The sequence below is a fragment of the Bifidobacterium myosotis genome, assembly GCF_002259745.1.
GTDB classification, from domain to species: domain Bacteria; phylum Actinomycetota; class Actinomycetes; order Actinomycetales; family Bifidobacteriaceae; genus Bifidobacterium; species Bifidobacterium myosotis.
The window spans coordinates 75815-89257 of sequence record NZ_MWWW01000013.1 but is presented as its reverse complement, the minus strand read 5'-3'; the positions used below and the strand labels follow the sequence as shown (position 1 = coordinate 89257).

General features: G+C 66.1%; 9 protein-coding genes. 6 read left to right on the top strand and 3 right to left on the bottom strand.

From position 1 onward, the window contains the following. Window positions 1-8: 8 nt before the first annotated feature. From BMYO_RS06300 to BMYO_RS06290, 3 genes are all read left to right on the top strand, one after another. Window positions 9-1331: a zinc-ribbon domain-containing protein gene (locus BMYO_RS06300; RefSeq protein ID WP_158216958.1), complete on the top strand. Its 1323-nt coding sequence runs from the start codon at window positions 9-11 to the stop codon at window positions 1329-1331. A gap of 6 nt (window positions 1332-1337) precedes the next feature. Further along, on the top strand, window positions 1338-2393 hold the full coding sequence (locus BMYO_RS06295; RefSeq protein WP_233428180.1) for a serine hydrolase: 1056 nt from the start codon (window positions 1338-1340) through the stop codon (window positions 2391-2393). A gap of 66 nt (window positions 2394-2459) precedes the next feature. Next, window positions 2460-3947 (top strand): sensor histidine kinase, encoded by a 1488-nt coding sequence (locus BMYO_RS06290; protein WP_094667647.1) that lies wholly within the window; start codon window positions 2460-2462, stop codon window positions 3945-3947. 128 nt (window positions 3948-4075) lie between these two features. Here BMYO_RS06290 and BMYO_RS06285 read toward each other — a convergent pair whose 3' ends face one another. The 3 genes from BMYO_RS06285 to BMYO_RS12145 all read right to left on the bottom strand — a co-directional run bounded on the left by BMYO_RS06285 (window position 4076) and on the right by BMYO_RS12145 (window position 7894). Then, a complete protein-coding gene (locus BMYO_RS06285) occupies window positions 4076-4354 on the bottom strand; it encodes a WhiB family transcriptional regulator (RefSeq protein ID WP_094667646.1) in 279 nt (92 codons plus the stop codon). Between the two features lie 115 nt (window positions 4355-4469). Beyond that, the gene (locus BMYO_RS06280; RefSeq protein ID WP_375137682.1) at window positions 4470-6221 is read right to left on the bottom strand and encodes an FtsK/SpoIIIE domain-containing protein; all 1752 of its coding nucleotides are present in this window, start codon (window positions 6219-6221) and stop codon (window positions 4470-4472) included. A 146-nt stretch (window positions 6222-6367) separates the two neighbouring features. Next, the gene (locus tag BMYO_RS12145; protein WP_169834072.1) at window positions 6368-7894 is read right to left on the bottom strand and encodes an LCP family protein; all 1527 of its coding nucleotides are present in this window, start codon (window positions 7892-7894) and stop codon (window positions 6368-6370) included. 277 nt (window positions 7895-8171) lie between these two features. On the opposite strand from BMYO_RS12145, the gene BMYO_RS06270 reads away from it, so the two are divergent. The 3 genes from BMYO_RS06270 (at window position 8172) to BMYO_RS06260 (ending at window position 13442) form a co-directional block, all read left to right on the top strand. Next, window positions 8172-8477 (top strand): WhiB family transcriptional regulator, encoded by a 306-nt coding sequence (locus tag BMYO_RS06270; protein ID WP_094667645.1) that lies wholly within the window; start codon window positions 8172-8174, stop codon window positions 8475-8477. A gap of 334 nt (window positions 8478-8811) precedes the next feature. After that, window positions 8812-11904 (top strand): glycosyltransferase family 2 protein, encoded by a 3093-nt coding sequence (locus BMYO_RS06265; protein ID WP_094667644.1) that lies wholly within the window; start codon window positions 8812-8814, stop codon window positions 11902-11904. After that, window positions 11901-13442: a DUF5719 family protein gene (locus tag BMYO_RS06260; protein WP_094667643.1), complete on the top strand. Its 1542-nt coding sequence runs from the start codon at window positions 11901-11903 to the stop codon at window positions 13440-13442. The genes BMYO_RS06265 and BMYO_RS06260 overlap by 4 nt, the downstream gene beginning before the upstream one ends. Window position 13443: the final 1 nt, after the last annotated feature.

Sequence of the window (13443 nt, the reverse complement as noted above, 5' to 3'; positions counted from 1 at the left end):
GTCGGGCCATGGTGTATTGCACCGAATGCGGCTTTGCCAACAATGATGACGATGCGTTCTGCACGCAGTGCGGTACGCCGCTGGAACATCCCGCTGCGTCGGCCGGTGCGGGAGCTGACCACACACTGGTGGACCCCGCGCAGACGGCTTCGGGAGCCCCGGGACTCCCGTCGGACGCCGTGGCGGCCGGACAGATGCCGAATGCCGGTCAGACACCCGTCGTGCCAATGCCTCCGTTGGCCGGCGCGGGGCAGCTGCCCGCCATGAACGCGCCCATCACATCGTCCACCGCACCCACCGTGCCGGCGCCTACGGGAGTGATGGCGGTCCAGTCTGGTGTTTCCCCGGCACAAACCTCCTCCAACAAGCGTTCCACGGCCATCATCGTCACGTTGATCGCACTAATCTGCGCGACGGCGCTGGTCATCGGACTGTTCGTGACCCATACCATGGGGTTGTGGGGCGGGCAGCCGGGCGCGTCCACGTCGCAGACCGCCTCCAGCGGCGAGAAAGACGAGAGTGCCTCGGATGACACGGCCGACAAGGACAAGAAGTCCTCGGCGGATGAATCGGACAAGGATACGGACAAGGACAAGGACGAGTCGGACGCCTCGAAGACCGACTCGCAGCCGGAGGAGACCGGCCCGGTCATCACGTCAAGCCAGCTGTCGGCGATCGCCGATCAGTACTCTTCGTCGGACGTGGCCGTCTCCGCGATGGTGATCAACGACGAAAGCGCCAAGGCCAAGTCCTCCTCGGACGCGGTGATCGCCACCACCTCGCAGTCCGGCAAGCAGTTCGTGGCCGCCGGTCTGTATCTGCCGGTGTACCTCGCCGCGATGGACAGCGGCAACGACGACGCCAAGGCGCAGGCAGCCACGATGATGGGCACGATGGACAACGCTTCGGGCAACAATGTGGCCGCGGCGCTCGGCGGCTGGGATGCCGTCAATGCATGGTCCTCCTCCCACGGCTACAGCGGCACCAGCTTCTCGCGTAACTACGGCGACGTGGCCGCCAGCAACAGCGGCTATGAGAACTACAGCTCCTCGAGGGACGCGGCCCTGATGCTCGCCTCGGTGGACGCCAAGGGCGGCGCATCGCTCATGAACGTGGACATCGCTGCCGAAGGCGTCGTGATTCCGGCCGGCATGACCGTCCACGCCCATCGCGGCCAGGGCATTCAGGACACCTGGAACTATTTCGCCATCGTCGAGGCCAACGGGCATAAGGCCGCGGTGTCGGTGGTCACCCAGTATCAGGGCAAGGCCGTGGCCGCCGACCTGATGAGCAAGGTGCTCGCCAGCGTTGACGCGACGTTGAAGCAGTGAGGCGTCATGGCACGTCATCAGCGCCGTCATGCTGTGTCGCGAGCGGGATTCGGCGCGCGGGGAATGATCGTCGTTGCCGTCGCGGCGCTTGTCGCCGTGGCCGTCGTGCTCGCCGGCGTCTTCGTCTGGTGGATGCCGCGTCCCTCGACCTCGACGGGGGAGTCGTCCCGAAATGCCAGCGAGCCGGCATCCGGCCGATCCATCGCATCCGAGGACGTCAGCGGAGCCGCGGATCTCACGACGCCGGGCCATGAGGTCCTGAATCGCAGCGGCGTCCCGCAGCCGAACGCCGGCATCGTCGGTCGCAAGGCCGGCGAAGCGCGCATGGCCGATGTCAAGACGGCCATCGCGACGGCCATGTCCGCCAGTGGCGGCACCTGGTCCGCATACGCCGAGGATCTGACGTCCGGCGCGACCGTCAGCCTCAACGAACAGCCGATGGTCGCCGCTTCGGAGATCAAGCTGTACGTGATGCTGACCATCTATGACCGACTCGCCTCGGGCACGTTGAACACCGGCGGCCGGAACACGGATGCGCTGCTCGGTGAGATGATCACCGTCAGCTCGAACTCGGCCACCAACCAGCTGGTTCTCATGATCGGCGACGGCGACATGGCCGTCGGCATGCAACGGGTCACCGACACCGCGGCACGATACGGATTCGCCTCGTCCAGACAGTTGAGGGCCCTGTCCGATGCGGGAACCGATGGCAGCGGCACCGAGAACTGGACCTCCTCGGCGGACTGCGGCCGTCTGCTCGCTGCGCTCTACCGGGGCCAACTGGTCTCCCCGGAGGCAAGTCAATCCATGCTCACGCTGCTCGAAGGGCAGACCCGACGCAACAAGATTCCGTCCGGAGTGCCGGCCGGAATCCAAGTGGCCAACAAAACCGGAGAGCTCGGCGGCGTGGAAAACGATGCGGCCATCATCTGGGGCAAGGCCGCCGACGGTTCCGCGCGCGATTACGTGCTGGTGATCATGACCTCCGGCGTCGATTCGGCCACCGCGCAGCAGGCCATCGTCGGGGCGTCCTCCGCCGTGTACGCTGCGATGACCGCCTGAGACGGCCGGCGGTTTCGTGCGACATCATGTCCGGCTTCAGGCCGCGTCCTGCGTATCATGGTGCCTATGGCAGATTTCTCACATATCCTCGCAACGCGCCCCGATTTCGACGATGAAGACCGTGAATGGCTCCACCATCTGGTCGCCGACTGGCAGGTGATTGCCGACCTGAGCTTCGCCGATCTGCTGCTGCTGGTGCAGGACGGTTCCGGCAAGTACGTGGTGGCCGAGCAATGCCGCCCCTCCACCGTGATGACGCTGCGCGGCGAGGACGTGGTCGGCGAGGTCATGCCCGACGACATGATGGGCGAGCTGGACGCCGCCATGCAGTCCAGCGTGGTTTTCCGTTCCACCGTGCTCAGGACCGTGGGCAAGGCCACCGTATGCAACGTGTATGCGCCGGTGCGCCACAACGGCAAGACGCTGGGACTGGTCGTGCGCGAGACGAACATGGCCACCCGCGAATCCAACGGCCGGTACGAATCCGAAAGCATCAACGCCGGCAAGCAGCTGTACGAGATGATTCCCCGCGGCCAGTTCCCGTACAAGGACTCGGTCATGAGCCAGCGCCACATCGCCCGCGTGGCGGACGGCTTCATCATCCTCACCATGGACGGCGTGGTGCGCTACGCCGCGCCCAACGCCATCAGTTGCTTCCGCCGCCTGGGTCTGCTCACCACGATGCCCGGCCAGTACCTGAGCGAACTGGGCACCCAGCTCATCAAGGAGAACGACGAGGTGCCCGAGACGCTGCCGCTCGTACTCTCCGGCAAGGCGGCCGTCGATTCCGAGCTCAACGCCAACCGTTCCGCCGTGTCCATGCGCTCGCTGCCGCTGTACGACAACAACGGTCGCGTCGGCGCGATCATCCTGTGCCGTGACGTCACCGAGCTACGCCGTCGCGAACAGGAGCTGCAGACCAAGAACGCCACGATCTCCGAAATCCACCATCGCGTCAAGAACAATCTGCAGGCGGTCTCCGCCCTGCTGAGGCTTCAGGCGCGCAAGACCAAGTCCGAGGAGGTCAAGAAGGAGCTGCAGGAGGCGCAGCGCCGCGTGCAGACCATCGCCATGGTGCACGAGGGCCTGAGCCAGACCGCGGACGAGATCGTGGACTTCGACAAGGTGATCTCCAACCTGCTGCGCATGGCCGTGGATCTGGCGACGATGAAGGACCAGCATATCGAGATCAACTTCATGGGCAAGTTCGGCATGATGCCCGCCCAGGACGCCACGCCACTCTCGCTGGTGCTTACCGAGCTCATCACCAATTCGGTGGAGCACGGATTCGAGGGACGCAAGGAGGGACATATCGTCATCTCCGTGGGACGTTCCGGCTCCAACCTCAACGTGGTGGTGGAGGATGACGGCACCGGCCTTGGCTCCGAGGAGCAGAACGGTCTGGCGCGTTCCTCCGGCTCGGGACTTGGCACGCAGATCATCAACACGTTCGTGACCAACGACTTCGGCGGTTCCGTGCATTGGGAGCCGCGTCGCGAGGGCGGCACCCGTGTGGTGCTCGACATGAAGCTGCGCGCCGCCCAGGAGGAGTAGCATCGGCGTCCCGCGTCGGAGATTCGTGACTTGATACGAGAAAACCCTCCCAATTCGGGAGGGTTTTCCATTACGCACCGACGGCTTGTGCGCCGGCGCTCGTCGGACGAATCGGAGACTGGCCGGAATCAGATCTGCATCTGCATGGCCTGGGAGCGGCGGGCGCGCATGGCGCGACGCTTCAGCGCGCGACGCTCGTCCTCGCTCAGGCCACCCCACACGCCGTAGTCCTGATTGGTATCCAGCGCGCACTTGAGGCACGCGTCAATCACCTTGCAGGTGCGGCAAACGGCCTTGGCCTCCTCGATCTGCTGGTATGCGGCACCGGTGTTGCCCACCGGGAAGAAAAGTTCCGGGTCCTTGTCACGACATGCCGCCTTGGCTCGCCAATCATAAGCGCTGCTCAATGCTTGCCTCCCTAATTTCTAAACCCCTGGCTGGTGTTGTTCCTTACGCTCCTATCAAGGTAACCACGAACCATGGCGTTTTTCAAGAGGTTATGCCTAGAAAGTAGCGAAGTAGTCAAACGGCACATTGGACGAGGCACGCGGCCGCGCCGGTAATCAGCACCGCGCGTCCGGGCGTGTCCAGATCGCGTTGCCCGAGCATGCTCAACAGGTTCGATGGGACGCCCGCCATCAGATCGGCGGAACGCTCGCCGCAGGGGAACACGATGCGCGTGACGCAATGCTCCGGCACACGCACATGCCGCGCGGAGGACACCGCGAATACCACGGTGACGGCGGGGTTGGCCAGCGCGTCGCGGAACGAGGCGGCCTCGTCGTCGGCGTTGAACGGGTCGAGCAGCTCGTCCGCGTCGTCGAAGAGCCGCACGGAGGCATCCGATCCGCCGTGGCCGTCCACTGCCAGTTCCCGCGCCAACGTGGCGAGCAGCGTGGTCTTGCCGCGGCCGTGCGCGCCGATGACCCCGACGTTGCCTCCGGTGACGGGCAAGGTCGCATCCATGAGGGTGATGCCGTTGTCCGCAAGCCCGAACCACAGCCGGTCGGGGAGTCGGTTCGATTCCGCTCGGGGTAGAGGACGCCGTGCGACACGGCTTGGCAGCGGGGCGGTGAACAGCTGCGGGATGGGGACCGATTCCATGAACCGGTCGGCGAGGACGATCTGACGGCAGCAGCGCGCCACGTCATCCACCGAGGCGCAGCGGAAGGCGCTGACCTGTTCGCCGTCATTGCAATACGCCGATCCGGGCAACGCGGGTGGGATCGAGGCTGCGCGGCCGTCGCCGAGCAGCTCCGTCGACTGCATCGCGTCACGCACGCGCAGACAGATGTTGATGGCCATGTTCGCCTTCATATCGGCGTTGACCTGACCGAGCGGATTCTGCGTGCAGGCGATGAGATGCATGCCCAGGGAACGCCCGAGCGAGGCGATGCGCACCAGACGCCCGATGTAATCCGGCAGTTGGTCCTTCAGCGCGTGGAACTCGTCGATGACCACCATCAGGCGCGGCGGCGGCAGTGGAAGATCTTCGATGTGCGCGGCATGGAACGATGCGGCTAGTCGTTCACGACGGGTCAGTTCGGCCTCCAGCGCGCGCAGGGCGCGTGCCGCGTGGTCCAGATCAAGGTCGCAGACGTTGCCCACGGTGTGGGGCAGCCGCTCCAGCGTGCGGAACGCGGAGCCGCCCTTGAAATCAAGGAAGACGAAATTCAGCCGGTCCGGACCGTTGCGGGAGGCAAGCGCCAGACACCAGCTCTGCAGCAATACCGATTTGCCGGAACCGGTGGTTCCCGCCACCAGCGCATGCGGTCCCTGACGGACCAGATCGAGGTCGAAACGACCTGTGCCGGTCGAGCCGAGCGGCACGGCGAGACTGGCGGGCCTCAGCCATTGCGCCACGATGCTGCGCCAAGGCATCCGGTCGAAACCCAGCAGCGTCTCGATGGTGTCCGAGGCCATGGCATCGAATCCGATCGTACCTCCCGTGTCGTCGTTGACGATGGCGCCGGATGGCCCTGCAGCGGCCGCAGCGGGAGTGGTTTCGATTTGGCCGGGGGAGCGCCAGGGGATGGCGATGAGCACCGAGGCGAGGCATCCGATGGCGCCGGGGACCACCATCATCGCGAACATCCATTGCCCTTGCGCGATCATCACTGCGATCATCATGACTTGGGCGAACAGGGGAGCGGCCATGGCGAAGACCATGAGCTTGGCGCGCGGGTCGCTGGCGGCGCCGCCCTTTCCTGCCTGATGGGGCTGCGAGGCGCGTGAGGGGTGTGGACGGCGACGGTGCTGTGCATGTCTGGACATGCCTCCCAGCGTGGACGATGCCGGGGCGCCAGGCAAGCCGTATCGACCCATGTGGTTCCAGCTTGCCGAGTTATCCACATTGGTATCCGAATCGGCATCCGGACATCGGCGCGCCCCGTGCGGGTCAGGACCCAAGCCGCGCGGGATCAGCCTTCGGCAAGGGTGCCCACGGTGCCGGAGGCATGCGTGCCGGCGGCCAGTTCGCTGAACAGTTCGGTGTTCCTCGCGTCATCCAGCAGCACCGACGAACCCACGCCATCCACGTAGTAATCGGGGTCAGTCCAGTAGACGCTGCCCGAGATGCCTTCGGAGCCGGTGGCGTCCTTGAAGGCCATCGCCATCGACACCAAGGTGAGCGGCGAGGTCCGCTCGTCCACGGTGAGCGAGCTCAGACCGGCGTCCGCCACGGCGGTCACCTTGGCCGGATTCGTCAGTGTCTGGGCGCTGGATGCCTTCTTGACGATTGCCGCGATGACCTGACGCTGCCGCTCGTTACGCCCGAAATCGCCCTGCGCATCCGCGTAGCGCATGCGGGAGAAGGACAGGGCCGTGGCACCGTCCGCGGTATGGCATCCGGCCTGCCAGTTGAGGCCGGAATAGGCGTCCTGGACGTCCTGGTCGTAGCAGAGCTGGACGCCGCCGAGTGCGTTCACCACGTTCTGCAGGCCACCGAACTTGATCTGCGCCACATGATCGATCTTCTGCCCGGTGAGCTGCTCGACCTCGCCCACCAGCGCCTTCGAGCCGGCGAACTGCGCCACCGAGTTGATCTTCATGTACTGGCCGTCCACGTTCATCAGCGAATCTCGGGGGATGGAGATCAGGGAGCTCGCGCCGGTCTTGGGCTTGGTGAGCACCAGAATCGTATCGGTGCGGTAGCCGGTGATGTCGTCCACGCCGCCGTAATCGGTCGAACCGTCGCGTTCGTCCGAACCGAGGATCAGCCAGGTGGAGGGCGGGGTGTCCGCGGTGCCGGTCAGCCAGTCGGCCTTATTGAGTTTGCCGTTGACCCAGACCCAGGCGCCGAAGACGGAGGCGGCCAGTGCGGCCAGCAGGACGGCCAGCGCGACGAGGGTGATGTGCGCGGCGCGGTGCCGGCGCGGACGCGCGCCGACAACGGCCATGGCGCCTTCGACCGGGGCTTGGGCCGCCCGCGAGGAGGGCATGGTCGGACGCGTCGCCTGGGCCAGGAAGGACGTCGCCGAGGACACGCCTGCGGGGCGGACCGTGGTGCGCGGGGAACCCGAGGAACGGCGGGTGCGCGTCGGGGTGATGCTCTGCGGTGTCGCGTCGCCTCCTGTGGGGATGACGCGACGGGTCGTGCGCCGCGCGTTGGGGGAGAAGCTGGGGGGCGGTGCGACGGGTCGATCGGCGGGCACCGATGATACGGGGGAGGCGTCGGCGGCGGCGTCATGTGGGACGGAAGCGCTGAAAGCGGGCGCCGCGCTTCTTCGTGAACGGGCGCCGGCCGGACGGATGGCCGGTGGGACGGCGGAGTCGGAATCCGCGGCACGTCGCGGACCGCCTGTCGCGCGGGACGACCAGGTCGGTGCCGGCTGGGCTGTGGAACCGGCGTTGCCCGACGCCGCCGATGTGCGCGGACGGCGGTCGGCGGAGGGAACGAAGCTCGGCGGATTGATCTGCTGTTCCGCTCCACCGGTTTCCTGCGCCATGCAATTCCTCCATGTGCCGTAGATCATGTGCCGTCGATAGTCTGAAAGCCACTTTGTCACAGCGGCGGTCGGACGCGGCAGGCCCGCCATGTTCCTCCGCAGGAACAGCACAATACCGTTCACATGCCATGTGCATCGCGCCAATCCGGGCAAGTGCCTTCGTATAGCACAGTTTTCAGCTGAACGGCGTAATGACACGAGATACCATTTGACAAAAATATGAGGGTATGAGTGTAATGTAAACCGTCAATTGAATGCTTGGGGCAAGGAGAGTCGCATGTGGGGGGTAGTCGACGAATCCGCCGAAGAGCAGGAGCAGTGGAACACGCTATGGGGGCTGTTCAAGCCGGACGGCGACGTGTCCTGGCAGCACAAGGCGTTGTGCGCCCAGACCGACCCGGAGGCGTTCTTCCCGGAAAAAGGCGGATCGACGCGTGACGCCAAGCGTGTGTGCGCCAAGTGCGAGGTCCGTGAGCAGTGCCTCAAATGGGCCATCGACCATGACGAGCGGTTCGGCATCTGGGGTGGCATGAGCGAGCGCGAACGCCGCCGCTACAAGAAAAGCCATCGCGAACAGGCCTGACGCGTGCGCGCATGGCCGGTCGGCGTCGCAATCGCCTCCGCGCAATTGCCTCTGCGCAATCGATTCTGCGGCATGACGCCGTCTGCGTCGTTGCGGGTCGGTGAGTGGTGAGTCCGAGTGGTGGGTCAAGACGTCTCCCACGGCTCCTCTACGTCAGCGCGGCATACGGATGCGCCCGGACCGTCCGGGCACGGCGGGTCTCGCGGATGACAAGCCTTGGTGCCATCGGTGGAATCGTGGCGCCATCGGTGGAATCGGATGAAATCAGTGGTTATGTGGTGGTTTGCCGCCGTACACGCCGACCCGGCGGTGGCGTCTACTAGTGTGGGGGTCTATGAGTCCGACAGGTAACAGTGATATTCAGCAGGCGTTGGCCGAAGCGATGGCATCCAGGCCGTATACCCACCGACAGGATGTCGATGCCGGCATCGCCGCGGTGATCACCGTCGAAGAGGATGTCCGTTTCCTGACGGCCACATTGCGTTCCGTGCTCACGCAAAATGTGCTGCCGGGCACCATCGTCATCGCCGACGCCACCGGTGCCACCGGCCAGCCCGTCACCAGCTCGTTCGAGGTGATTCCCTCGCCGTCGGGCCCGGTCATGGAGATGCCGCAGTCCAAGCACGTCAACGTGCGCATCGTCAGAGCCAAGGGCGCGCGTTCCTTCGGCGATGCCGTGAACAAGGCCCTCGACTATGCCGAACTCAATCCCGAGACCCGCGCGTTGTGGCTCCTGCACGACGACTCCCGGCCCGCGGACGCATACTGTCTGGAGCGGCTGTTGGAGGCATGGCGCAACACGCCCGGCGCCAGCGTCCTCGGCTGCAAGCAGTGCGATTGGGACGGCACCCAACTGCATAACGTGGGCCTGTACGCCGGCCGTCACACCGTGCACTCGCTGGTGGTGGACGGCGAGCCCGACCAGGAACAATACGACGGCCGGCAGGATGTGTTCGCCGTGTCCCTGGCCGGGGCATTGGTCTCCCTGAACCAGTTCCAACGGATCAAAGGCATCAATTCCTGGTTCACCACCTATGGCGAATCGATGGATTTCTGCCGTCGCGTATGCCTGAGCGGAGGCCGTGTGGTGGTCGTGCCGCGCGCCGAGATCGCCCATCGCCGCGCCCGTTACGAGGGCGTGCGCACGCGCGGCGGCGAGGCGCTGACCTCGGACCACGCCGTACGCCATGGTGTGGCCGTGGCCCGTGCCGCCCAGCGCTACCGGTACACGGACATGGCCATGTCCTCCTGGATTGTCGTGTGGCTGTGGCGGCTCATCCGCAGCTTCGGCGTGGCCATCGCCATGCTGTTCGGCAAGAAACCGTTCGAGGCGTGGGTCGAGTTGTGCCTGCCGTGGCTGGCGCTGACCTCCATCCCCGGAGCCATGCGCTCGCGCCGTCTGGTGGCGAAGCAGGCCAAGGTGCCCATGTCCTCGCTGCAGGTGCTCACCGCTGACCGTCGGCAGATCACCCAGTTCCATGACCGGCGCGACGCCTTCGAAGCCCAACAGGGCGTGGTGTTGCTCAGCCCGCTGGAACGGGCGCATCTCAAGGCGCGTATCCGTCGGCGCTGGACATGGGCGCTGATGATGGCGTTCGTGTCATTCGCGGGCATCGTGGGCCTGCACTGGCCGGTGTTCCGGGCCGTGTTCTCGGACGGCTCGCTGTACTCGCATGCGCTGCTGCCCACCGGGGCCAGCTTCCACCAGCTCGCGCAAGCCGCCACCACGCCGTGGGTGTTCGGGGCCGGCACCGGCATACCCGCGCCGCCGACGCCGTGGCTGCTCGTGCTGATGGTCTCCTCGCTCGTCACGCTGGGCCATGTGGGCGGCGCCCTCGCCCTGATGCTGTTCGCCGCGGCTCCTCTTGCCGCATTGTCGTTCTGGGCGCTCGCTGGCATCTTCACCCGTTCGGATGTGGTCCGCGTGCTGGGAGGACTGCTGTGGGCCTCCACGGGAATCATGTTCGGCTGGTATGCGCAGGCGAACCTGCCGATGCTCACCGTGCTCGTGTTCCTGCCCGCCGCCTTCGCATTCGTGTTCCGGGCCGTGGGCATGTACCACACCGAGGACCCGCTCAGACCGCGCCCATCCGTGCAGGCCGCCGCGCTGTCCGCCCTGTGCTTCATCCCCGCGGTGGCCGCCGAGCCGCAGCTGTTGCTGGCTTTGATCGTGGCATTCCCGGCGTTCCTGTTGTTCGTCCGGCGCAAGCGGGCCACACTGCTGCTCATCCCCGTGCCCGCCGCCTTCGCCGTGGCCCCCACGCTGGTCAATGCGGTCCGTTACGCCCATCTGGGCTCGTGGCGCCAATTGTTCGGCGACATCACGACCCCGTCGTCCGACGTCAACGGTTCGCCGGCTGCGTTGAGTCTGCTTGAGGCCGCGGGCCGTGCGTTGGATTGGCGGCCGCTGTCGGCCGATCCGCTCGATCTGGCGGTCACCGTGCTGTTCCTTGTCATGACCGTGCTCGCCATCGCCTCGCTGGTGCTGCCGTTCGCGCTTAGGGCCTCGCGTCTGATGTGGGTGGTCATCCTCTGCGGCGCGGCGCTGGCCCTGGTCTCCAGCAGGGTGGCCATCGCGGTGGATGCCGACGGCGTGGTGGCCGGTTCGGCCTCGCCCGGCATCCTGCTGATGATCCTCGGCTTCCTGTCCTGCGTGTCACTGGTGGCCGGCGGCGCGGTCAAGCGCTTCCACCCGTTGCATGCCGTCGGTGAGATCGAGACGACGCGCCGTGACGGTCTGCGTCCGGTCATCGTCTCCGGTCGTGCCCTGCTGTCGATTCTGCTGGTGTGCTGCGTGGCCGTGCAATGCTGGTACGGGATCGAACGGCACCGCGATGGCGGGCTTGCCATGTCCCGCGCGGGCCTGCCTATGGTCACCACGGACTACCTGTCCTCGGGCGCCGATCACCGGGTGTTGGCCATCAGCGCGCAGACCCGTAACGCCGTCGATTACGCCGTGATGCGCACTTCGCGTGGCGATCTCATCGACAGTTCACCCGCCCAGCGTGCGCGACTCGTGAACGGTGAACACGACGCCATCGACAGCGCGCTTGCCCAGGCGTGCGCCACGCTGTTGTCGAACCCGGACGAGCAGGCCATCGCCACCATCTCCGGTCTGGGCTTCGGCGGCATCTACGTGGTTTCGGACGGCGAATCCGCAGCCACGGCCACGCCCTATGAACAATTGAACGCCAACATCGCCGCGTCGGACGGCACGCAGGCGCTGGTGAGCACCAATGACGGCGTCTACTATCGCCTCACGCTCCGGTCCGCCGAATCCCAGAACGTGGACACCTCTTGGCAGCGCCGCACGCAGAGCAGCGGCTGGCGTGTGGCCTGGCTGGCGTGCCTGTCGGTCGTGCTTGCACTGTACTGTCTGGTCGCCCTGCCCCGCAGACGACTGGTGAACGGATTGGAGGAAGCATGAGCGCAAACGCATCCACGCCCAGACGCGTCGCCCGCGTGATCATCGGGCTGATCACCATGATCGTCCTCGTAGCCCTGTTCGCCGCGCTGATGGTGCTGCCCGGACCCTCGACATGGGTGGACAAGGTCGCGGCGGGCAACAACGCCATCGACCGGACCGTCAGCCCCACGCAATCGGATGCCTACTGCCCGGCGCCCATGGCGCTCGCCGACTCCGGAACCTACGGCGACAGCGCCTTCCAGGCCACGGTCGGCGACCTGACCACGCAGGCCCGCTACGCCTCGTTCGGTTCGGTCTACAGCGCCTCCGCAGCCGAGTTCGGCGGCAAGTCCTCCTCGGATTCCGTCGCACTCAAGGACGCGGACACCACCGACGAGGACGACGTGAAGACCGCATCCGAGGCGATCGATCAGGGCTCTCGCCTCCTCGACACCCGCATGCTCACGGCGCAGACCGGCACGGGCACGGCCGGGGCCATCGCATCGTGGGCGTCGGAAGGCGATCTCAAGGGCGTCTCCGCCGCATCCTGCGTCACCACGGCGTTGCGCGAGTCGTTCCTGCTGCCCTCCACGGCCACCGGCACCACGCAGCAGCTCATCGTCGCCAACCCCTCCACCAAGCCCACCACGGTCGATATCGCCGTATGGGGAACCACGGTGGCCGGCAGACTCACCCTGTCCACGCAATCCTCGCTGGTCGTACCGGCCTCGGGTGAGGGGATGCTGGAGCTGTCCGCGGCGGCCAGCAACCAGAATGGTCTGTACGTGACGGTCTCCAGCAAGGAGACGCCGGTCTCCGCCGTGGTCCGTGTGGTGTCCATGGACGGTCTGACATCCAAGGGCTCCGACTTCGCCACGCCGCTCGGCACCGCCTCCAATGCCTCGGTGGTTCCCTCGATCCGCGAGGGCGATGCCGTCACGGCCTATCTGTTCGCTGAGGCCGACACCAGAACCACCCTGTCATGGATCACGGGTCACGGTCTCGTCGAGGCCAAGGACCTCACCGTGAACGCCGGCAAGGTGTCGGTCGTGGATCTCGGCGATGCGCCGAAGGATGCGCTCGGCCTCGTCTCCAGCGCCGAAGACAAGCTGTTCCTGACCGCCAAGACGACCCGTTCGGGTGATGACGGTCAGGCCGACTTCGCGCTCATCAACGCCGGCGCCGCCGTGGAATTCTCCGGACTGACTCTGCCGGACGGCGTCACCGGCACCATCACGCTGGCCAATCTCGCCAATACGGAGACCAGCGCCACCGTGCATGCGTACGATGCCAAGGGCAACGCGCTCAAGAGCCGCGAGGTCAAGCTTGGGGCCAACGCCGGCACGTCCATTCCGGCCTCGGAGCTGGCCTCCGACGATGCCGACGCTGCCGTGATCCTCGTCGAGGACCAGTCCAAGCATGTGGGATGGGGCGTGCGGTTCACCCGCGACAAGCTGGGCGACGGGAAAGTGGCCGGTCTGGCCGCCATCGGGGCGACGCCGCTGATGCCGGCGACCGCCCATATCTGGGCCCGCAACGATTCCTCCATCGTTCGATAAA